General features: G+C 72.7%; 16 protein-coding genes and 1 pseudogene. 8 read left to right on the top strand and 9 right to left on the bottom strand.

What is annotated here, in order from left to right; translation table 11 throughout:
• The first annotated feature begins 158 nt into the window (after positions 1 to 158).
• A complete protein-coding gene (locus tag BKA00_RS40280) occupies positions 159 to 1,073 on the top strand; it encodes an effector-associated domain 2-containing protein (protein ID WP_185023863.1) in 915 nt (304 codons plus the stop codon).
• A gap of 44 nt (positions 1,074 to 1,117) precedes the next feature.
• Here BKA00_RS40280 and BKA00_RS05400 read toward each other — a convergent pair whose 3' ends face one another.
• The 7 genes from BKA00_RS05400 to BKA00_RS05370 are packed head-to-tail and all read right to left on the bottom strand — an operon-like array spanning position 1,118 to position 7,903.
• Positions 1,118 to 2,305, bottom strand: a complete 1,188-nt coding sequence (locus BKA00_RS05400) for a cytochrome P450 (RefSeq protein ID WP_185023862.1) — start codon at positions 2,303 to 2,305, stop codon at positions 1,118 to 1,120.
• Positions 2,302 to 3,003 carry a TcmI family type II polyketide cyclase gene (locus tag BKA00_RS05395; RefSeq protein ID WP_185023861.1) on the bottom strand — a complete coding sequence of 234 codons (702 nt, stop codon included), beginning with the start codon at positions 3,001 to 3,003 and terminating at the stop codon, positions 2,302 to 2,304. Before BKA00_RS05395 ends, BKA00_RS05400 begins: the two co-directional genes overlap by 4 nt.
• 51 nt (positions 3,004 to 3,054) lie before the next feature.
• Positions 3,055 to 4,560: a methyltransferase gene (locus BKA00_RS05390; RefSeq protein WP_185023860.1), complete on the bottom strand. Its 1,506-nt coding sequence runs from the start codon at positions 4,558 to 4,560 to the stop codon at positions 3,055 to 3,057.
• Positions 4,557 to 4,835 (bottom strand): acyl carrier protein, encoded by a 279-nt coding sequence (locus tag BKA00_RS05385; RefSeq protein ID WP_185023859.1) that lies wholly within the window; start codon positions 4,833 to 4,835, stop codon positions 4,557 to 4,559. The genes BKA00_RS05390 and BKA00_RS05385 overlap by 4 nt, the downstream gene beginning before the upstream one ends.
• A gap of 1 nt (position 4,836) precedes the next feature.
• Entirely contained in the window at positions 4,837 to 6,171 is a 1,335-nt protein-coding gene (locus BKA00_RS05380; RefSeq protein WP_185023858.1) for a ketosynthase chain-length factor, read from the bottom strand.
• Entirely contained in the window at positions 6,168 to 7,451 is a 1,284-nt protein-coding gene (locus BKA00_RS05375) for a beta-ketoacyl-[acyl-carrier-protein] synthase family protein (protein ID WP_185023857.1), read from the bottom strand. The genes BKA00_RS05380 and BKA00_RS05375 overlap by 4 nt, the downstream gene beginning before the upstream one ends.
• Positions 7,448 to 7,903: a cupin domain-containing protein gene (locus BKA00_RS05370; RefSeq protein WP_230298943.1), complete on the bottom strand. Its 456-nt coding sequence runs from the start codon at positions 7,901 to 7,903 to the stop codon at positions 7,448 to 7,450. The genes BKA00_RS05375 and BKA00_RS05370 overlap by 4 nt, the downstream gene beginning before the upstream one ends.
• Positions 7,904 to 8,534: 631 nt before the next feature.
• Between BKA00_RS05370 and BKA00_RS40760 the strand changes: the two are divergent.
• The 3 genes and pseudogenes from BKA00_RS40760 to BKA00_RS05360 form a co-directional block, all read left to right on the top strand.
• Positions 8,535 to 8,866, top strand: a pseudogene (locus BKA00_RS40760) (SAM-dependent methyltransferase); the annotation flags it as partial.
• 59 nt (positions 8,867 to 8,925) lie between these two features.
• Positions 8,926 to 9,075 (top strand): hypothetical protein, encoded by a 150-nt coding sequence (locus BKA00_RS38635; RefSeq protein ID WP_230298942.1) that lies wholly within the window; start codon positions 8,926 to 8,928, stop codon positions 9,073 to 9,075.
• 387 nt (positions 9,076 to 9,462) lie between these two features.
• Complete coding sequence (locus BKA00_RS05360) at positions 9,463 to 13,068, top strand: P-loop NTPase fold protein (protein WP_185023856.1); 3,606 nt, start codon at positions 9,463 to 9,465, stop codon at positions 13,066 to 13,068.
• Positions 13,069 to 13,123: 55 nt separating this feature from the next.
• On the opposite strand, the gene BKA00_RS40275 is transcribed toward BKA00_RS05360, so the two are convergent.
• Both BKA00_RS40275 and BKA00_RS05350 read right to left on the bottom strand, forming a co-directional pair.
• Positions 13,124 to 14,203: a DUF4190 domain-containing protein gene (locus BKA00_RS40275; protein WP_185023855.1), complete on the bottom strand. Its 1,080-nt coding sequence runs from the start codon at positions 14,201 to 14,203 to the stop codon at positions 13,124 to 13,126.
• Between the two features lie 87 nt (positions 14,204 to 14,290).
• Positions 14,291 to 14,551, bottom strand: coding sequence for a hypothetical protein (locus BKA00_RS05350; protein ID WP_221493020.1), 261 nt, complete (start codon positions 14,549 to 14,551; stop codon positions 14,291 to 14,293).
• A 334-nt stretch (positions 14,552 to 14,885) separates the two neighbouring features.
• Here BKA00_RS05350 and BKA00_RS05345 point away from each other — a divergent pair, with 334 nt between their 5' ends.
• From BKA00_RS05345 to BKA00_RS05330, 4 genes are read left to right on the top strand one after another with little or no spacing between them, the layout of a single operon-like run.
• Positions 14,886 to 16,322, top strand: a complete 1,437-nt coding sequence (locus BKA00_RS05345) for an MFS transporter (RefSeq protein ID WP_185023854.1) — start codon at positions 14,886 to 14,888, stop codon at positions 16,320 to 16,322.
• Positions 16,323 to 16,352: 30 nt separating this feature from the next.
• Positions 16,353 to 17,882, top strand: coding sequence for an FGGY family carbohydrate kinase (locus tag BKA00_RS05340; RefSeq protein ID WP_185023853.1), 1,530 nt, complete (start codon positions 16,353 to 16,355; stop codon positions 17,880 to 17,882).
• Positions 17,879 to 19,552: a glycerol-3-phosphate dehydrogenase/oxidase gene (locus tag BKA00_RS05335; RefSeq protein ID WP_185023852.1), complete on the top strand. Its 1,674-nt coding sequence runs from the start codon at positions 17,879 to 17,881 to the stop codon at positions 19,550 to 19,552. Before BKA00_RS05340 ends, BKA00_RS05335 begins: the two co-directional genes overlap by 4 nt.
• Positions 19,549 to 21,096 (top strand): FAD-binding oxidoreductase, encoded by a 1,548-nt coding sequence (locus BKA00_RS05330; protein ID WP_185023851.1) that lies wholly within the window; start codon positions 19,549 to 19,551, stop codon positions 21,094 to 21,096. Before BKA00_RS05335 ends, BKA00_RS05330 begins: the two co-directional genes overlap by 4 nt.
• The last annotated feature ends 1 nt before the right edge of the window (position 21,097 follow it).

Genomic DNA, 21,097 nt, shown 5'->3' with positions numbered 1-21,097 from the left:
AGCACCATGCGTGCACCCTTGGGGGCAATCTAATCGTTCAAGGGGCATCAGAGGTCATGCGGAACGGCTCCGGCGAAGCGGGGACAGGCTGGACCCCGACCGGTCATTGCACGCTCTTCGTCTGCGACATCATCAGTTTCAGCAAACGCGCTGACCACGTGCAAAGCCATCTGCGAACCGTCTTATACGAGGCTCTCCGGAGCTGTTTCGAGGCGTCGGGCATCCCCCTCGAAGGCTGTTACCAGGAGGACCGCGGCGACGGTGTCATCGTCGTGCTGCCGCCGTCCTACGACCCGTCCCGCCTGGCCCATCCGCTGCCCGACCACCTGCGCGGCGCTCTGCGCAGGCACAACGGGCTGGCCGCCGAACACGCCCGGATGCGGCTGCGGATCGCGCTGCACGGCGGGCCGCTCGAATCGGACGCCGAGGGGATCGTCGGCACCTCCGTCAACCACGTCAACCGGCTCCTGGACGCGCCGTCCTTCAAGGAGGCGCTCGCCGCGGTGCCGGTCGACCTGGGGGTCCTGGCGTCCGACGAGTTCTACCGCACGGTGATCCAGGAGGGCCGCGGCGCCGTCGACCCCACGGAGTTCCGGCCGATCGAGGTGCGTCTCAAGGAGACCGACACGACCGCCTGGCTCTGCATCCGCGGCGCGCGCCCGGCGGCACCGGCGGGGGACGCCGCCAATTCCCCCGCTCAGGTGGGGCCGCTTCCGGCCAGCGGCACCGAACCGCGTGCCCCGGGCTCGGACGCGCGCCTCCCACCGGATCAGGAGCAGTCCGCCGGTCTCCCCGCCCTCTTCGAGATCGTCGACCGGCTCATGGACATTCCGCTGCTGACGACGGCCGAGGGCCGGCAGCAGATCGTGGACGCCCTGCGCAAGGAGATCGCGATTCGCGTGCCGCGCCGCGCGCAGCCCCATCTGGACGTCCATTCGATCGTCCGCACGTGCTCGGAGTTCCCCGGCGGCCTCCAGGAGTTCCTCTCGCTGGTCCACGCCTACGCCGGCGAGTCGTCGCAGGTCCGGGCACTGGACGACACGGTCGCGAGGCTGACCGGGCGCGCCCCCTGACCCCGCCGCGCGAGCCGTCTCCGCGCACCGGGCGGGCCACCGGGTCACCAGGTCACGGGCAGCTCCACGGGGCCGTGGAAGAGTGAGTCCGTCCGCCACCGGACGGCTTCCGGGGGGACGGCCAGACGCAGGTCGGGGAAGCGACGTGTCAGGGCGGCGAGCGCCGTCCGCAGTTCGGTCCGGGCGAGCTGTGCGCCGACGCAGAAGTGGGGGCCGTAACCGAACGTCAGGTGCCTGTTCTCGGTGCGGCCGAGGTCCGTCACCTCCGGGTCGGTGAACAGGGCGGGATCGCGGTTGGCCGCGAGCGACGACACCGCGACCGTGCTTCCGGCGGGTATCGGCACACCGCCGATCTCCACGTCCCGGAGGGCCAGGCGCGGGGTGGCGACCGGCACCGACGGCACCGTCCGCAGCAGTTCCTCCACCGCCGTCGTCACCAGCTCCGGGTCGCGGTGCAGCGCGGCGTACATCTCCGGGCGCGTCAGGAGGGCGTACACGCTCCGGGCGAGCTGGTTCATCGTGGGCCCGTGCCCGGCGATCAGGAGTGTGATCGCGAGCCTGACCAGCTCCGCCTCGGTGATCCGCTCCTCCCGGTCGCGGGCCGTCAGCAGTTCGCTGACCAGGTCGTCGGCCGGGTCGGCGCGTCTGGCCGCGACCAGGTCGGCGAAGTAGCGCTGGATCGCGGCCCGGGCCCGGTCGATCTCCCGCGGGGAGTGGCCGCGCAGCGCCATGATCGTCTCGGCCCAGCCGCGGAAGGAGTAGCGGTCCTCGCGCGGCACGCCGAGCAGCTCGCAGATGTCGGTGAGCGGCAGCGGCGCGCACAGGGTCTGGACCAGGTCGGCCGGCGGACCCGCCGCGGCCGTCTCGTCCAGCAGCCCGTCGACGACCTCCTCGATCCCCGCCCCCATGGCCTCGACGCGGCGGCGGTTGAACGCCTGGGCGACCGCACGGCGGAGCCGGGTGTGCTCGGGCGGGTCCATCTCGAACAGGACCCTGCTGGAGCCGACCGGCTCCCGCGGCTCCGCGGGCGCGCGGGGCAGGAACGTCGCGGCGCTGCTGAAGGCCGGGTCGCACAGCACGTGCTGCGCCTCGGCCGCCCGGGTCACCGCGTAGCCGACGTCGCCCGACAGCATCCGCGCGCGCACGACCGGGCCGGGTGTGCGGACGTCGTTGATCGGCGGCGGCGCCGGCGAGGGGCCGCCGGCCTCGTCCGTGCCGGTCGGCTCGCTCATCGCCGCCTCCCGGTCTCGGACGGCTCTGCGGTCCGGTCGTCCTCGGCCGGGCCGGCGTGGTGGGCGCTGACGCGCGTGCGGGTCGCGCGGACCTTGGCGTCCAGGCCGCGGAGCGCGGCGGCGAGGGCCCGGTGCCCGGACGAGGCGAGGAAGCGCTCGTGGGCGTCCTCGTCGGTCCAGTCGCTGACCAGATGGAAGGTGCCGGGGTCGGCGAGGTCGCGCGACAGCGACTGGGCGACGTGCCCGGGATGGCGGGCCGCGACGGCGGCCATCTGGCGCCAGGTCCGTTCGAACTCCGCGCCGCGCGCCTCGTCCACGCTGATCTCCAGCAGCAGCCGGTACGTCGCCTGCGGCCGGTCGTCCGACCAGTGGTAGAACTCCTCCGCCTGGGCCTGGCGCATGGCCGGCCGGTTCCTGTCGTAGGGGACGAGGAGCGTCGCGAGCCTGGCGTTGATGTCGCGGAACCCGGGGTCGTCGCCGGCCGCGTACAGGGCCTTCTCGAACGAGGCGTCACCTTCGACCAGGTGGATGTACAGGTCGTGGAAGGTCAGCAGGGTGCGGCGGGTGACGCCGATGCGGCGGGGCAGGTCGGTGCGGTCGTGCTCGCGGAACACCGCCGCGACGGCGTCCCGGTCGCCGGGCGCGATCCTCCGGATCATGACCGCCCGGTGGGTCGGCGGCGGGGCTTGGGGAAGCATGCTCGTCCTCCTTGACATCGGGATCGGCGGGCCCGGGTCACCGGCGCCCGGTCACGCGGCCTCCACGGGGCGGCATTCCAGAACTGTCCAGTGGCCCTCCCGGGGGCGGTCGACCAGCGCGAACCCGCATCGCGCGAGAAGCCGCCGCCACTCGCGCGGGCCCCGCTCGCGGCCGCCGAACAGCACGAGCATGTCGAGGTCGAGGAACTTGGCGTGGTCCCACCCGTTCCCCTCCGCCACCACGTGCTCGACGACGAAGAGCCGCGCCTCGCGGCGGTCCCCGATCGCCCCGCGCACGGCGGTCAGCAGCTCGGCGGCCGGCTCGTCCGGCCAGTTGTGCAGGACGGCCTTGAGCACGTAGGCGTCGCAGTCGTCCGGCAGCGGGTCGGTGAAGAAGTCGCCGGCGATCCGGGTGACGCGCTCGGCGACCCCCTGCGCTTCGAGCACCTCCCCCGCGGCCTTGACGGCGCACGGCCGCTCGAACAGAACGCCCGTCGCGTCCGGCGCGCGCCGCAGCGCCGCCGCGAGGAAGTGGCCCTGCCCGCCGCCGAGGTCGGCGATCCGGCCGAACCGCTCCGGCCCGACGACGTCCAGGTGCCGCTCCGTCTCCCAGCGCCCCAGCGTCGTCATGGTGCGGTCGAAGCGGGCACCGTCCTCGGGGTTGTCCTCGAAATAGCGCCAGATGTCGGTACCCAGCGTCGGGACCGTGGCGGGCTCGCCGGTGCGGACGCTGTGCGCCAGCGCCCCGAACGGCTTCGTCACGAACGACCGCGCGCTGTGCTCGACCAGGGGCAGCAGGCTGTAGGGGTCGTCGGCGCGCAACCCGTCGCCCAGCGGTGTGCTCGCGAACCGTCCGTCCGGCTGCTCCTCCAGGATTCCGACGGAGGCGGCGCAGCGCAGGAGGCGGTAGAGCGCGTCCGGCACGGTGCCGGTGGCCGCGGCCAGTTCGGTGACGGAGCGCGGCGCGGTCGCGGCCAGATCCGCCACGCCCAGTTCCGCCAGCGTGCCCACCACCGCGGCCAGCCGCATCCCGCATGTCAGGTACAGCAGGCGCTGCGCGTGGAGGCCGCCGGGCCCGTACCCGCCGGAACCTTCGCCGCCGGAGGCCTTGCGGGCACGTTCCTCCAGGACGGACTTGATGTGCGCCATCTGCTCGACGGTGCCGCGGTTGATCCGGTCGCGCATCGCGTCCTCGCTGATCGGCGAGTCCGGCTTCATCGCGAACTCCTGCGTCCACCGCATCAGCACGCCCGCCTCCTGCCGGCGGTACTCCCAGCAGATGTTCATGAACGCGAACGGCCCGGTCTCCACCCGGTGGGCGCGAACGGTGCGGGTCTCGGGATCGGGGGTGCGCCGCGACACCCACGACCAGACGTCGCCCTGCTCGTCCGGGTGGGTGGTGAGCCGGAACGTCACCGAGGGGCCGTCCCGGTCGATGATCTCCACGGCGGCGTACTCGGTGAACAGGTCCGGCCAGCCCGCCACGTCGTTGGTGTGCTCCCACACCAGCTCCATGGGCGCGTCGACCAGGATCTGGTTGTCGGTGCTCGCGGTCACGACCGGACCTCCCCGTCCCCGGCCGCGGCCTGGTTGAGGCAGCGGAGCATCTCGGCGGGGGTGCCCAGCTCGAACAGCCGGGCCTCGTCGAGCCGCAGGCCGAAGCGCTCGACCATCCGCGCGGAGACCTCCATCATCGCGACGGAGTCGTAGCCGAGGTCGGTGAAGGCGCGGTCGGCGATGTCGCCGCCGAGGTCGACGCCGTCGTCCTCGCCGGCGCAGTCGCGGAGGACGGCGACCAGGTCGGTCAGGGTTATCGGGCCGTCTTGGGCCATGTCAGCTCCTCGGGTCGTTTCCGGTAAGGGCGCGGGGAGCCCGTTCATCAGGTGGTCCGGCCGCGGGCGGGGACTCGCGGGGGCAGGCGGCCAGGACGAGGGCGCTGTTGAACCCGCCCTCGCCGCGCGCCAGGATCAGCGCATGGCCGATGCGGGCGGGCCGGGGCCGTCCGGTGACGAGGTCGAGCCCGTAGGACGGGTCGGGCCGGACGTCGGCGGTCGGCGGGATCATCCCGTCGCGCATGGCCAGCAGGCAGGTCGCGACGTCGACGGCGGCGCCGCCCGCCGACATCCGCCCGGTCATCGCCTTGGGCGCGGTCACCGGCACGCCCCCGGCGCCGAACAGCCCGGTGAGAGCCTCCGCCTCGGCGCGGTCGCGCATCGTGGCGCCCGCGGCGTCCGCGAACACCACGTCGATCCGCTCCGGGGCGAGGCCGGCGTCGGCGAGGGCGAGCGCGGCGGCGTTGCGCAGCGTCGCCGGGCGGCTCGACCCCGGCGGCGGGTCCATCGTGGCGGCGTACCCGGCGACCCGCCCGTACCTGTGCCTCGCGCCGCGGGCGCGGGCATGGCCCTCGCGCTCCAGGACGAGGATCGCGCCGCCCTCGGCGATCACATGGCCGGACGCGTCGGCGGCGAAGGGGCGGTAGGCGGTCGCCGGGTCGTCGCCGGCGGACAGCCGCGGAGCGGTCGGCGCGTCCCGTCCGGCCGACATCGCGGTCACCCCCCACGAGCACACCGGGGCCTCGAACCCCCCGGTCAGCACGGCTTCGGCGCCCTTGCGCAGCACGCGGCACGCCTGCCCGATCGCGTCCAGCCCCCCGGCCTGGCCGCTGACGAGGACCCCGCACGGGCCGCGCAGCCCGTGCCGGATGGAGATCTGGCCGGTGTTGACCGCGTAGAACCAGGCGTACGACTGGTACGCGCTGACCTTCTTCGGGCCCATCGACCACAGCTTGCGCAGCTCGTTCTCACCGAACTCGAAACCGCCGGCCGAGTTGGCCAGCACCACGCCGTACCGCAGCGACTCCTCGGGGGACGGCGACAGCCCGGCGTCGGTGATCGCCCATTCGGCGGCGGTCAGCGCCAGCTGGGTGAGGCGGTCGGTCTGCGGCAGCAGCCGCCCCGGCAGGTGGTCGCGCGGGACGAATCCCGGCACCTCGCCGGAGAGACGCGCCGGGTAGCCGGTCGGGTCGAACCGGGTGATGGGACCGATCGCGACGCGGCCGGTGAGGGTCGCCTCCCAGTGCCGCTCGGCGCCCAGGCCGCTCGGCGACACCACGCCGATCCCGGTGATGACCGCCTGGTCGTCCTCGGCGGCCGCCGCGGCCCCCGTCATCCCGGCCACCTTCCCGGGGCGCTGAGCACCATCGCGCTCTGGAAGCCGCCGAACCCGCTGCCGACCGTGAGCACCGTGTCGACCCGCTGCTCGCGTGCCGTCCCCGGGACGTAGTCGAGGTCGCATTCGGGGTCGCGTTCCCGCAGGTTCGCGGTGGGCGGGACGAGGTCGTGCTCGATCGCCAGCGCGCTCGCCGCCACCTCGATCGCGCCGATCGCCCCGAGCGAGTGGCCCACCACCGACTTGATGGAGCTGACCGGCAGCCGGTAGGCGTGCTCAGGACCGAGCGCGAGTTTGAAGGCGGCCGTCTCGTGCCGGTCGTTCTGCCTGGTGCCCGACCCGTGCGCGTTGACGTAGTCGACGCCTTCGGCGGGGATCTCCGCCTCGTCCAGCGCCGATCTGATCGCGGCGGCCATCTCGGCCCCGTCGGGCCGCAGCCCGGTCATGTGGTAGGCGTTGCTCCGGGACGCGAACCCGCGGATCTCCGCGTGCACGCGCGCACCCCGCGCGCGGGCCGCCGCGGCATCCTCCAGCACCAGCATCGCCGCGCCCTCGCCGAGCACGAACCCCGCCCGGGTGGCGTCGAAGGGGCGGCAGGCCCGCTCGGGATCGTCGTTGTCCGGGGACGTCGCCCGGATCGCGTCGAAGCAGGCCACCGTGATCGGGGAGATGGGGGCCTCGCACGCCCCCGCCAGCACCACGTCCGCGGCGCCCTCGCGGATGATCTCGACACCGTGCGCGACGGCGTCCAGGCCGGAGGTGCATCCGGTCGACACCACGCAGGCGGGCCCCTCCGCGCCGATGTCCCAGGCGACCTCGCGGACCAGGGACGTCGGAACGAGGTAGTCGGGAAGGTGCGGAGAGCCGTAGGACGGATCCACCACCGCCAGGCGGCCGCTGTCGCTGACCACGCTGTACTCGCGTTCGAGCGAGACGGTGCAGCCGACCGCGCTGCCGACGACCACGCCCGTGCGGGCCGGGTCGAGGTCGCCGGGCCGGAGCCCGCAGCCGGCCATGGCCTCCCGCGCGGTGACGACGGCGAACTGGGCGGCGCGGTCCATCCGGCGCCGCTGGCGGGGCGTCAGCCCGTGCCTTCCGGCGTCGAAGTCGATCTCCGCCGCCATCCGGGACCGGTACGGCCCCGGATCGAACACGGTGATCGTGCGGAAGGTGGGCTTGCCGCCGGTGACGGTCTCCCAGAAGCCGCTCGTCCCGGGAGCGCCCGGCGTCAGGACCCCGATCCCGGTGATCGCCACGGGGCGGGCGGGCCGCCCGCTCATGCCGGCTCCCGCGCGTCCGCGGCCGCGGACGGCCGCACGTCCACCGACGGCGGTGGCCCGCCGCCGGGCGGCTCCGCGGTCTCCACATGCCCCATGTCGGGGCTCGGGGCCAGCGGCCCGAGAAACAGCACGGCCGTCACCGGCCGGTCGCTCCGGTTCTCGTAGCGGTGCCGGGCACCGCGCCGGATCAGCACCGACTCCCGGGCGTCCACGGTCTGCTCGGCGCCGTTGACCGCGAGGACGAGGCGCCCGTCGGAGACGTAGACGTGCTCGTCGGTGTACGGATGGTAGTGCTCGCTCACGCACTCCCCCGGCTGGAGTTCGAGCAGCGCCATGAGGCCGGCCGTCGACCGGGCCGTGCCCGGCGACAGGAGCATCCGGATGCTGCCGCCGAGCCGGTGGTTCGGTTCGACCTCGCGGGCGCGGACCTTGACGGCTTCGAGGGCGGTCACGTTCCCTGGCCCCGCTTTCCGGCCGCTGTCGGCCCGTCCGGAGCGGGCGGCGCGGCCGACTCGGCCCGCGGCCGGCCACGGACAGGGGCGACGCGCCGCCCGGCGCCGTGCGCCCCGAGGAGCATGGGGATACGGGTCATAGGGGGTTGTGTCCTTCCTGGTGGGCGGCGGCCTCGCCTCCCTCGCCTCGCTCGGCTGCCGGAAGTGGCCGTCACGCCTCTGGAAATCGGTGGTGAGCGACGCGTCGGGGCCTCCCCGGCCGGGAAGGCGCGTGCGCAAGATCCGGCTTCGCTCCTTTCCGAGAACCGCGCGGACTCTCTTCTATATAGCCAATAGAAACCGATCAATGACAGGCCACAGGTAGATTCTTGCGAGATCCTCGGGGTGCAGTTCTCTGAAATCCGGACCGAGTGCGCCTTCGCGGCACCCCGCCCCTGAATGTGTGTTCAATTTGCGTCGTTCGCTCTTCTTGTCCCGGCTGGACGTCTCGCCAGACGAGTCGACCATGCCGGTTTTGCGGCCACGCAACCGTTGATCGCGATGACAAGGATCATCACCTCTGACCTGGCAAGAGGATGCGATGTCGCGTGCGGGGCGCGGGTGAGGCACGAGACGATCCAGGCGTCCCCGCATGACCGACGGCATTCACGGAAGCCCGAGTGCACAAGGTCAGAAAATCGAAAGAATTGCTCCCCCGAGCAAGAATCACTGCGACACTGCATGCAATGACGAGGATGGCCGCGAGTCCGCGATGGCGAAAATGACCGAGGACCAGGTGGACCTGAATACCGGGATCCCCCATTCCGCCAGGGTCTACGACCACATTCTCGGCGACAAGGACAACTATCCGGCGGACCGCGAGGCCGCGGCGGACATCGTCGCCGACTGGCCCCACCTGCCGAAGTCCATGCGCGCCAACCGGAATTCATGGCGCGGACGGCCCGTCGTCTCACCGCCGAGTTCGGCGTCCGCCAGTTCCTCGACATCGGCACGGGCCTGCCCACCTCGCCCACCCTGCACAGGTGGCCCAGTCCGTCGCGCCGGAGTCGCGGATCGTCTACGAAGGCAGGACCACCTACCTGGACGCCGCCCTCCTCGACCCCGACCGCGCGGCGTCCGAAGTCCCGGACGCCCACGTCCACGTGTACGGCGGCATAGGCCCCAAACGCTGAGCAGAGTCCGTTGGGCGCGGGGATAATCACCTGGACCCGCTACCCCATGGAGAGCGAAAGGGACATCCCACAATGGAGCTTTGGGAGTGGCCTCTTTCCAGCCTCGCATCGATCATCGCCGTGGACATGGTGGGTTACGCCCGCCTGGACGCGGGCGAGCATCGGACCGTGCGGTCTGCGATGGAAGGCGTCCTCCTCGAGGCCTTGACTTCCGCGGGCATCCCCCTTGAGGAATGCCGCCGGGAGGACCGCGGAGACGGCGCACTGGTGATCGCACCCGCGCACTTCAACGGTGAAGTGCTCCTCCGGCGGCTACCCGAACTGCTGTGGGCCGGTATCCGGGGCAACGGCCCGCGGACCAGTTCCCTAGGGAAACTGCAACTGCGGGTGGCAGTGGACAAAGGTGAGGTCGCACACGACCAGCACGGCGTGGTCGGGAGCATGGTGAACTCCGTCTTCCGGATGATCGACTCCGCGCCGGTCAAGACCGCGTCCCGGGACCGCGGGGCCGACCTCGTCCTGGTCACCTCCGATGCTCTCTTCCAAGAGGTGGAAGCGGACCTCGACACCCGCGGCTTCGAACGGATCGCGGTCCGGGTGAAGGAGAACAACAGCACCGCCTGGATGCGCGTCTACGGAGAAGAGCGCGGCGCCACGGCCGGCTCCGCGGTGGCGAGCGACATGCATGTCGGTGTCGGTGACATCAACGTCTACGCCCAACAGGCCGGTCCCCAGGTGCCTGTGCCCTTTCAACTGCCGGCCCCGACTCCTGACTTCGTAGGGCGCGAGAAAGCTCTGGCCGGTCTCGACGCGGCGCTCGCCCAGGTCCTGGACGGGCAACCGGCGACCGTGGTGATCGAGGGGATGGCGGGAGTCGGCAAGACCGCACTGGCCCTCCGATGGGCCCACCAGGTGCGCGACCGGTTTCCTGACGGTCAGTTATGGGCCGACCTCGGCGGTACTGCGTCGGATGCGGAGACCGCCGACTCCGAACAGGTTCTCGGGGACTTTCTGATGGCCTTGGGCGTGGCCAGAGAGGCCGTCCCCGAAGGCCTTGAGGCACGGGCCCGCCTGTACCGGACGATGCTGCATCGCAAGCGCGTGCTGGTCATCCTCGACAATGCCGGCGACGATGCGCAGGTCCACGCGCTTCTGCCGGGCGAATCGTCGTCGGTCACCATCGTGACCACCCGGAACAGCCTGCGCGGTCTGCTGGTCCGGAGCGGAGCCCAGGTGATACGGCTGGGGGTGCTCGGTCTCGACGAGGGCGTGGCCCTGCTGGAGTCGATCCTGGGTCGGGGCCGGGTGGAAGCCGATGCGGAGGCGGCCGCCGAACTCGTCCGCCGGTGCGGATACCTGCCTCTGGCGCTCCGCATCGCCGCCGCCAATCTGCAGCTGTACCAGGGCGACCGGATCTCCGATGCCGTCCGCGCGCTCATCGAGGAGGAGGCCGGCGGCGACCGCGACGGGGAGAACACCGTACGGTCCGCGTTCGGCGTCTCCTATCGCAGTCTGGACGACGACGTCCGCCGGGCCTTCCGGCTGCTCAGCCTCGTCGAGGGACTCGACTTCACGCGCGAGGCCACCGCGGCGCTGCTCGGGAGAGGGGTGGCGGAGGCCGAACGCCTGCTGGACGATCTGGCCAAGTCCAACCTCATCGAGTCGGTCAACCCCGGGCGCTACCGGATGCACCCGCTCCTGTTGAGCTACGCCAAGGACGAGGTGCGCGCCGAGGAGGGCGAGGCGTCACGGCGAGCGGCCGTCCACCGGTACGTGGAGTTCGTCCGCCGGGACGCCATGCCGGAGGCGTTCGTCACCCGGGACTTCTGGACCACCGACGACCGGCTCGCGTACCGCCCGTACGCGGATGCGATCGCCGCCTTCATCCGCCACGCCGACACCCGCCCCCCACTGACGATCGGCGTCAAGGCCCCGTGGGGCGCGGGCAAGACCTCGCTGATGAGGATGGTCCAGCAGAACCTCGACCCCGGCGCAGGCGCCGACCCGATCGATATCCGGCTCACCCCGGAGTCGCGGCGCATGGTCGGGACCCTCCGGCGGGGCCGCCGGAGGAGGTCCGCGAAGGCGTCCGAGGCGCGGGTGACCAACCGCGAGGTGCTCGACCGGGCGGCCGGACCGGACGAGGACGCCCCGTCCCCCGAAACGGCGCGGCCCGGCACCGGCGAGGCCGGGGCGCCGGGAGGCGCCGACGAGGCCCTGCGGGCCGAAGCGGCGCCCAGCGACCGGATCGCCGAGCGGCAGTGGCGGCCCACGGTCTGGTTCAACCCGTGGATCTACCAGAACGGCGAGCAGGTCTGGGCCGGGCTGGCGCACGAGATCATCACACAGGTCAGTTCCCGCATGGCCGTCGGCGACCGCGAACGCTTCTGGCTGCGGCTCAATCTCCGCCGCGTGGATCGCGAGGCCGTGCGCCGCCGCTGCCACCGTGTCCTGTTCGAGCGGCTTCTCCCGCTGCTGGCCGTCTGGGCGATCGGTGTGGTGGTCGGGGTCTGCGGCCTGCTCCTGGCACCGGTCCTGCCGGGCATCGAGGAGGCGGTGCGGTTCGCGTCCGGGAGCGTGCTCGGCGGCGGGACCCTTCTGCTCATCGGTATGGCCGCCGCCAAAGTGGCCGGATTCCTGCGGAGCGCGGTGGCCGGGCCGGCGGCCAGGCTCGTCAAGGAACCCGATCTGCTCGCCGGAGGCCACAAGCTGCTGTCGGCCGAGCTCAGCGGCTCGTTCGACAAGCTGGTGCCCGAACCCGGCTACGCGTCCAGGCTGGGCTTCCTGCACCTGGTCCAGACGGACATGAAGCGCGTCCTCGACCTGGTGGCCACACCGCAGCGGCCGCTGGTCGTCTTCGTCGACGACCTGGACCGCTGCTCTCCGGGCACGGTCGCCCAGGTGATCGAGGCCATCAACCTGTTCCTCGCGGGGGAGTTCCCCAACTGCGTCTTCGTGCTCGGGATGGAACCCGGAGCCGTGGCCGCCCATGTGGAGGTGGCCTATCAGGATCTGGCCGGCGCCCATCAGCAGGGACGGCTGCCCGGTGACTGGTCCACGCTCGGCTGGCGGTTCCTGGAGAAGATCGTTCAGCTGTCGGTCAGCCTTCCGGCCCCCCGCGAGGACGCGGAGCTTCCGCGGTACGTCCGCACCCTGCTCAAGCTGGGAGCCGAGGACCCGCCACCCCGGAGCGCCGCCGGACCGGGCTTCGTACCGTCAGGAACGGATGACGGCCCGCCCGTCCCGGACGCGGCCCCCGCGGCGTCGCCGTCCGCGGCCGAACCGAGCGGCTCCGTGTCCGCCGGGGCCGGGCCCCAGCAGAGTGCCGCCCGGGAGCGGGGCGGCGACGGTCGCGGAGCCCGGCCTTCCACGCCGTCGCGATCCGATGCCGGGCCGGGCCTCACGACCGCGGAGGCGGCGCGGCTGACCCGGGCGATACGCGATCGAGCGCCGACTCCCGGCACGCTGCGGGAGGCCGCGATCGAGGCGCAACGCGAGGTCACCGGAGTCGGCGAGCCGCTGCTGCCGGACACCCTCTCGGCCGCCGAGGAGATCTTCGCCGAGCTCTACAGCGACGCGGCCGCGCACGAGGCCATCACCTCCGCGCTGTCGGTCCTGGCCACCCGCAACCCGCGTGAGATCAAGCGCTTCATCAACCTCTTCCGCTTCTACACCTTCATCAACGAACTCCGTCGCCTGCACGGTGAGCCGGCGGCCTCCGGCGAGCAGGTCGCGAAGCTGGCCGCGTTCGCGATCCGCTGGCCTCACCTGATCGCTCTGCTCGGCAACGCCGAGTCGGCGCGCCGCCCGCACCCGCTGGCCGAGCTGGAGAGCAGCGCTCGCACGCAGAGCCAGCGGGACTGGGCCGCGGCGTTGCGCCGCCTGCTGCCGACCCTCGTCCCCGCCAACCCCACGCCATCCTGGTGCCACGACCTGCAGACCTTCCTCGTCACAGGCCCCGAGATCGGTGAGGTCGCCGCGCCGTTGCTGTGATCGCCGGTGCACGGCTCTGTCGCCTCAGGGATCTGGTGCCCGCCCCGGGGACGGGTCAGTGCGGGACCACTGAACGCTTCAGAGGTTCAGGGCTGCCCTCGACCAGGCAGATGACGAATCGGCGCCCGTAACCCCAGGATTGCTCGGTCGGGGCCACGTAGGCGGTGTCGTCGATGTCATTGGGGGGATTCGCCCCCCAGACTTTGCGGGCACGCTTGGTGCAGCCTTCGCTCACCTTTTCTTCCACGGCCTCCTCCCCCGGGTACTCGTCGCCGTGCATCGTGTAGACGGCGAACACCTCGTACTGATGCACCCTGTTGCAGGGGACGAGGGGATGGATGCCGTAGTCTTCCCATTTCCTGATGCAGTCACCCGGCAAGAGCTCGGAAGTGTCTTTCGATCTCGTTTCCAGGGTCTGGTCGAGGGACGTCGGAAGCCGCCCAGAGCCCGCGTAGAGCATGACGCATTTCGCGGCCCGCCTTCCGTTCTTCCATGCGTTCTCGTCCGGTGGCGCGACATGGAGCTTCAGATCAGGGCCGTACTGGCTTCCCAGTAGAAAGTCGGTGCGCTCCTGACAGACCGTCAACGCCCCTGCGGCCACTTCCTTCTCCCCCGGATACGGGATGTTCGGCAGCTCCCCCTCAGCGCCGACTTCTCCCTGATGAGGCGTGGAGCAGGGTGACCGCCGCACGAACATGCCGGCAGGTCCCTCCTCGAACTCGTTGAAGCACTCACCGGGCCGCATGGCGATGACCGCCACCTTTCCGTCCTCGCGTACGGACGATTCGTTCACGTCCGCGGGCAGCAGGGCGAGCGTCAGGGCGACGGCGGCGGCCCAGGCGACGGAGGCGACGAGTCCGCCGATGGCGAGGCCCTTGCCCTTCTCGCCGCGGCGGCCCGTCTGGACGAGCGCGGCGATGACGAAGCCGACCGCGACCGGGGCCAGGCCGAGCAGCCCCGTGGCCAGCGCGATGACCGCGAACCGGTTCGTCCGGCGCCCGGCGGGGGCGGGCGGGACCACGTCCGGCGCAGGGGCGGGCGGAATGATCGGGGATGCGGCGGCATCGGGCGGAGCCCAGGCGGGGGACGGCTCCGAGTCGTTCGGAACGTCGTCAGAGGGAGGTGGCGTGGTCACGGCGGAACCGTAAAGCCCGAATACTCAATGAAACCGGCATTTCCGGCAGTCGTCGCCGAGTCGTGATCATGGAGGGCGGGCCCCCGGTCAGACGGGCGTCGCCAGCGCGGGGACGCCCGGTCCGGAGAGATCGTTCATCGCCGCGCGGCGGCCGGAGATCGCCAGGAGCAGGGAGAGCGCGGCTCCGCTCGCTTCCGGGCCGTCACCGATCGAGAGACCGGCGTCCGTCGCGGTCAGGCGGAGGCGGGCCGTCAACTCCTTGGCTCCGCCGAACGACACCGGTGTGCGGGCCTGGTAGCGGAGCGATCTGACGACGGCCTCCAGCGGATAGGCGTGGATGATGCCCAAGGGCCGGCGGATGTCCTCGCCGTGGACGACCTCTTCGACGAGCCGGCTGTCAATGGGCGCCGGAGGGGGTCGACGTCCGCGAGGCCACAATGAGGACTCTCGGCCCGGCGGGAACCCAGCGCGACGCCTTCGGGTACCGCTGGCCTGCGGGTTCGCGGCCGGTTCACGCCGGGCGGGACGGACGTTGTGGCGCTTGACACATCGGATCGGGCCCGCCTAACCTCCCGTCAACCGACAGGCACAGACGAAGACACCCCTGTCAGTGGTCTTCGTCTGTGCCTTTTGTCATTCCCGGACCGCTGGCAAGGGTTTCAACCCCCGAAAGGCGGCGGGCATGAACGACGGCCCTGCGAGCACGAGAACGGCGGTCATCCGCAACGCGGCGGACGCGGCCGGTCTCATCGACACCCTCACCGGTCTGCGCGGCCGGGCGAACTGGATCTGGTTCCTGGCCCTGTCGGGCCTGTTCCTGGACGCCTACTCCAACGCGGCGCTGGGCGCGGGGCTGTCCCCCATGGTCGAGCAGCTGGACCTGTCGCCCACGCAGGTCAGCGTGCTCACCGCGATGGCCCCGGCCATCGCGATCGTCTCCAATCCCTTCGGCGGCTGGCTCGCCGCCCGGATCGGCCGGATCCGGCCCCTGCTGATGACGAAGGTCATCTTCGGGGTCGGCGCGGTCCTGACCGCGGTCGGCTCGGACTTCCAGACCGTCTTCGCCGGGCGGGCCCTGGTGGGCGTCGCCTACGGCATCGACTTCGCCGTGGCGATGGCGCTGCTCGCCGAGTACACCCCGTCCTCGCTCAAGGGCAGGCTCAACTTCTGGCAGGGCGTCTGGTACATGGCGACGACCACCAACCTCGCGCTCACGCTGGTGTTCTACAAGCTGGACGTCGGCTCCGACATCTGGCGGTGGTCGGTGGGGTCGGCGGTCGTCTTCGCGACCGCGCTGCTCGTCCTCCAGATGGCCTTCCTGGTGGAGAGCCCGACCTGGCTGGCGTCCAAGGGCCGGCTGCGGGAGAGCGCCGCGAACCTGCGCCGCATGTACGGGATGCGGGCGGAGGAGGGCCCGCCGGAGACGCCGCAGGTCCGGGAGGCGCGGCACCAGGTCGGCATCCGGGACGCCGGGGTCCTGTTCCGCGGCGCGTACCTGCCCCGGACCGTGCTGTCGACGGTGATCTCCCTGACCCAGTCCATGCAGTACTTCGCCGTCGGCTGGTACCTGCCGGTGATCAGCCTGGAGCTGTTCGGCCGGGAGTTCGAGAAGGCGACCGCGGGCTCGATGGCGTTCAACGCGGTCGGCATCGCCGGCGGATGCCTGTCGGCCTACTTCGGCCGCCGGCTCGGCCTGCGGGTGAGCTCGGCGGCGGGGTACGCCGTGGTGTTCGTGGCGCTGCTGGTCATGGGCGCGACGTTCAAGCAGCTCCCGATCGCGCTGGCCGCGGCGCTGCCGGTGCTGTTCATCTTCTTCCACTCCGCCGGCCCCGGCCCGAACGGCAAGTCGATCGCGGCGCTGTCGTACCGCAGCGACATCCGCACCCTCGGCACCGGCGTCACCGGGATGCTCGGCAGCTTCGGCTCCGTCGCGGGCCTGTACGTGTTCCCGCAGCTCCAGGCCGCTTTCGGGGTAGGCGCCAGCCTGATGGTGCTGTCGGCCGTGCCGCTGCTCGGCCTGGTCACCTGCGTGATCGTCAAGTGGGACCCGACGCGCGCCGCGGTGAACCTGGAGGAGGAGCCGATCCGGCTGGAGCGGCGCGAGACGGTGCCGGCCTGAGCGCGCGCTGACGAGAGGAATGTTCAACAGATGATCAGAGAGCGCCGGCGCGGCGTGCTGAGCATCGACGAGGGCACCACCGGTACCCGCGCCGCCGTCGTCCTCGACGACGGCGGCGCGGCACCGGCCGCGTACCTGCCGATCTCGGTGCGCTCCCCCGACCACCTGCGCGTGGAGCAGGACGGGGCGGAGATCTGGGCGAACACCGTCCGGGTCTGCCGGACGGCCCTGGAGCGGGCGGCCGCGGACCGGGTGGAGATCACGGGGGTGTCGGTCTCCACCCAGCGCGCGACCGTGCTGCTGTGGGACGCGGTGACCGGGGAGCCGCTCAGTCCCGCCGTGGTGTGGCAGGACCGCCGCTACGCCGAACGGCTGCGGGAGTGGGAGCCGGACTGGGACGAGCGCCTCGCCGAGGGCACCGGGCGGCCGGTCGGGTCCCGCGCCCCGCTGCTGTGGGCGGCGGAGGAGGTCGCCCGGAACCGGGAGGCGCGGCGGGCGCACGAGCGCGGCCGGCTGGTGTTCGGGTCGATCGACACCTGGCTGGTCTGGAAGCTCACCCGCGGCGCCCGGCACGTCATGTCCGCGACGAACGCGGTCGCCGCCGGCGCCTACGACCTGCGGACCGGCGGCTGGTACGGGCCCTGGGCGGACTTCCTCGGGTGCCCGCCCGACATCCTGCCGTCCGTCGTGGACGAGGACGGGGACTTCGGTTTCACCGACCCGTCCGTCCTCGGGGTGCGGCTGCCGATCCTGTCGGTCATGGGCGACCAGCACGCGGCGATGGTCGCGCTCGGCGCGCACCGGCCCGGCCAGGCGATGTGCGTGCACGGCACGGGCACCTTCCTGGACGCGGTCGCGGGCGACCGGCCGCCCGGCCACCGCGACCGGGTGCCCGGCGTGCTCACGCTGGTCGCCTGGCGCTCGCGGGGCGTGCCGCTGTTCAGCCTGGAGGGGTACGCCGCGACGACCGGCTCCGCCGTGCGCTGGCTCTGCGAGGAGATCGGGTTGTTCGAGTCGCCCCGGCGGCTGGCCGAACTGGCCGCGGAGCACTCGGGGCCGTCCCGCGTGCGGTTCGTGCCCGCGCTCGCGGGACTGCGCACGCCGGTCTGGGCGCCGGAGGCCACCGGGCTCCTCGCCGGGCTGAGCCTGTCCACCACCCGGGCGGAGCTCGCGCGGGGCGTCCTCGACGGATTCGCGCACTCGGTGTGCGACCTGCTGGAAGGCGTGGAGGAGGCCATGGGGCGGCCCGTCACCGACCTCGTCTGCGGCGGCGGTCTCGCGGCCAGCGACGTCCTGATGTCCGCCCAGGCGGACCTGATCGGGCGGCCGGTGCGCCGCGCCCTCGCCCACGAGACCGCCAGCCTGCGCGGCGCCGCCTACCTCGGCGGCGTGCGCGCGGGACTGTGGCCCGATCTCGCCTCGGCGGTCGCCGGGCTCGGCACCGCTCCGGTGTTCGAGCCCTCGCTCCCCGACGGCGACCGCCGGGAGGCCCGCGCCGCGTGGCGCGACCTGCTGGCCCGCCATATCCCCGACCACTCAACGAAGGAATCGACGTCGTGATCCGGCTTACCGAACGCAAGGCGAGGTCAGAGACGAGGAACGCGATCCGCCGCACTCCGCTGGCGCTGGACCGCGGCACGCAGGCCGAACGGCTCGCCGCCCAGCGGTTCGACGTGCTCGTCGTCGGCGGCGGCGTCACCGGCTGCTACACGGCGCTGGACGCCGTCAGCCGGGGGCTGCGGGTCGCTCTCGTGGAACGGGACGACTTCGCCTCGGGCACGTCCTCCAAGTCCTCGAAGATGGTGCACGGCGGCCTGCGCTACATCGAGCAGGGCAACCTGCCGCTGGTGCGGCGCTCCCTGCTGGAGCGGCAGCGGCTGCGCCGCAACGCCCCCCATCTGGTGCAGCGGCTCCCCTTCGTGTTCCCGGTGCTCACCCAGGACGGCGTTTTCGACCCGCGGGTCGCGAAGGCGTTCGAGGGTCTGCTGTGGACCTACGACCTGGCGGGCGGGTGGCGCATCGGGCGGCTCCACCGGCGGCTCACGGTGCCGGAGGTCCTCGTCCGCGCCCCCCGGCTGCGCGCCGACCGGCTCAGGGGCGGCCTGCTCTACTACGACAGCCGCACCGACGACGCCCGCCTCACCCTGACCATCGCGCGGACCGCCGCGCACTTCGGCGCGACCGTCCTCAACGGCGCCGCCTGCCGCGCCCTGATCCGCGAGGACGGGCGCGTGCGCGGCGCCACCGTCCGGATCGACGGCCGCGACGTCGACGTGCGCGCCGGGGTGGTCGTCAACGCGACGGGGGTCTGGTCCGACACGCTCGACGCGCTGTCGGATTCCGGCCACCGGCCGCGCGTCCGCCCCGCCAAGGGCGTGCACATCGTGGTGCCGTGGAAGCGGCTGCCGATCGACGGGACCGTGACGGTGCCCGTCCCCGGGCGGGCCCGCCGCGCCACGTGCACCCGCTGGGGCGACGTGGTCGTGGTCGGCACGACCGACACCGACTACGACGGGCCGCTGGACGAGGTGCTGTGCACGCGGGAGGAGATGCAGTACCTCCTCGACGGCGCCAACACCGCGTTCGACGCCGGACTGGGCGCGGACGACGTCGTCGGATCGATCGCCGGGCTGCGCCCGCTCGTCGGCGGCAAGGAGGGCGCCACCCTCGACATGAGCCGCGACCACCGGATCGCCACCGACGCCCACGGGCTGGTCACCGTCACCGGCGGCAAGCTCACCACCAGCCGGCACATGGGCGAGCTGGTCGTGGACGAGGCGCTGAGGGAGCTCGGCCGCAGGGCGCGCTGCCGGACCGTCCACCTCCCGCTGCTCGGCGGGGCGGGCTACGACGCGGAGGCCACGTCGGCGACCGGCGGGCTGGGCGCGCACCTCGGCGAGCGGTACGGCACCGAGGCCCGCTTCGTCGCCGATCTCATCGCCGAGGACCCCTCCCTGGCCGAGCCGGTCGTCGAGGGGGGCGGCCACCTGCGGGCCGAGGTGGTGTACGCGGCCCGGTGCGAGCTGGCGCGGACCGTCGACGACGTGCTGTCGCGCCGCACCCGGATGCGGCTGTTCGCCCGTGACCTGTCGGTCAAGGCGGCCCCGGAGGTCGCGCGGCTGCTGCAGCGGGAGCTGGGGCTGTCCGACGAGGAGGCCGGGCGGCAGATCGAGGACTACGTCTCCGGCGTCGAGCGGGAGCGGACCGTACTGATGGAGGAGAACAGTTGATCAGCAGGCAGACCATCACCCACCCCTTCAACCGCGGGGACTACGTCGTCGGGGCGCCCACGCCGCCGCGCTGGGCGGCCGACTGCCCGCCCGGCGGCGGCGAGGCGAGCCTCCAGGAGGGCGCGGTCCCGGTGCCCGAGGCGGTCCTCGCCGAGCTGCGCGCGGCCGCGACCGCCGTGCACACCGGCCGGGACGAGGTGGTCCGGCGGACCCGCGACTGGTGGGCGGGCACGTCCATCGGCGAGACCGACGGCCGCCCGGCCACCCCCGACGCGGTGGTCGTCGAGGCGGCCGACGAGGAGCAGGTGGCCGCCGTGGTCCGGATCTGCGCCGCGCACCGCGTCCCGCTGACGGTGTCGGCGGGACGCAGCAACGTCCTCGGCGCGGCGCTCCCGGTGTTCGGCGGGGTCGTGCTGGACGTCTGCCGGCTCGACCGGATCCTGTCCTTCGACGCCGAATCGATGATCGTCGAGGTGCAGGCGGGGATGTTCGGCGACCTGTTCGAGAAGGAGCTCCAGGAGGTCCACGGCGCCACCGCGGGGCACTGGCCGTCGGCGTTCGCGATCTCCACGGTCGGCGGCTGGGCGGCCTGCCGCGGCGCGGGCCAGCTCTCCACCCGGTACGGCAAGATCGAGGACATGGTCGTGGGGCTGGACGTGGTCCTGCCCGACGGCTCGTCCGCGAGCTTCGGGACCCATCCCCGGGCGGCGGTGGGTCCCGACCTGCGGCAGCTGTTCATCGGCTCGGAGGGCACGCTCGGCGTGATCACCCGGCTGCGGCTGCGGACGCACCGGCTGCCGGCGTACGCGTCGGGCCTGGCGTACGGGTTCGCCACCTTCTCCGACGGGCTGGACGCCTGCCGGGAGATCCTCCAGCGCGGCGCGACCCCGGCGGTGCTGCGCCTGTACGACGCGCACGAGAGCGGCACCCACTTCGGTGAGCCGGACACCAACCTGCTGCTGATCGCCGATGAGGGCGACCCGGCGCTGGTGGACGCGGCGATGGCCGTGGCCGAGGAGGTCTGCGCGGGCCGCGCCCCGGTGACGCTGGACGGCGACGCCGTCCTGGCGCGCTGGCTGGACGAGCGGATGATCGTGGGCAAGTCGGGCGACGGGTTCGCCAAGGGGCCCGGCTTCGTCGCCGACACCTGCGAGATCGCGGCGCCGTGGTCGTCGCTCACGGCCCTCTACGACGAGGTGATCGCGGCCGTGGAGTCCGTTCCGGGGACGCTGCGCGCCTCGGCGCACCAGTCCCACGCCTACACCGACGGGGCCTGCCTGTACTTCTCCCTGCGCGGCGACGTGGAACGCTCCCGCCGGCGGGAGTGGTACCGGGCCGCCTGGGACGCCGCCAACGACGTGCTCATCCGGCACGGGGCCGCGATCAGCCACCACCACGGCGTGGGCCTGCTCCGGTCCCCCTACGTGCGGCCCGCGCTGGGCAGCGGCTTCGGCACCCTGGCGGCGGTCAAGCGGGCCCTCGACCCGAACGGGATCATGAACCCGGGGAAGCTGGGCCTGCCCGGGTTCTCCGAGGACCTCTGAG

This window comes from Actinomadura coerulea, assembly GCF_014208105.1.
GTDB lineage: Bacteria > Actinomycetota > Actinomycetes > Streptosporangiales > Streptosporangiaceae > Spirillospora > Spirillospora coerulea.
Note: the sequence above shows the minus strand (reverse complement) of the source record. Positions and strands in the feature narration are given on the sequence as shown.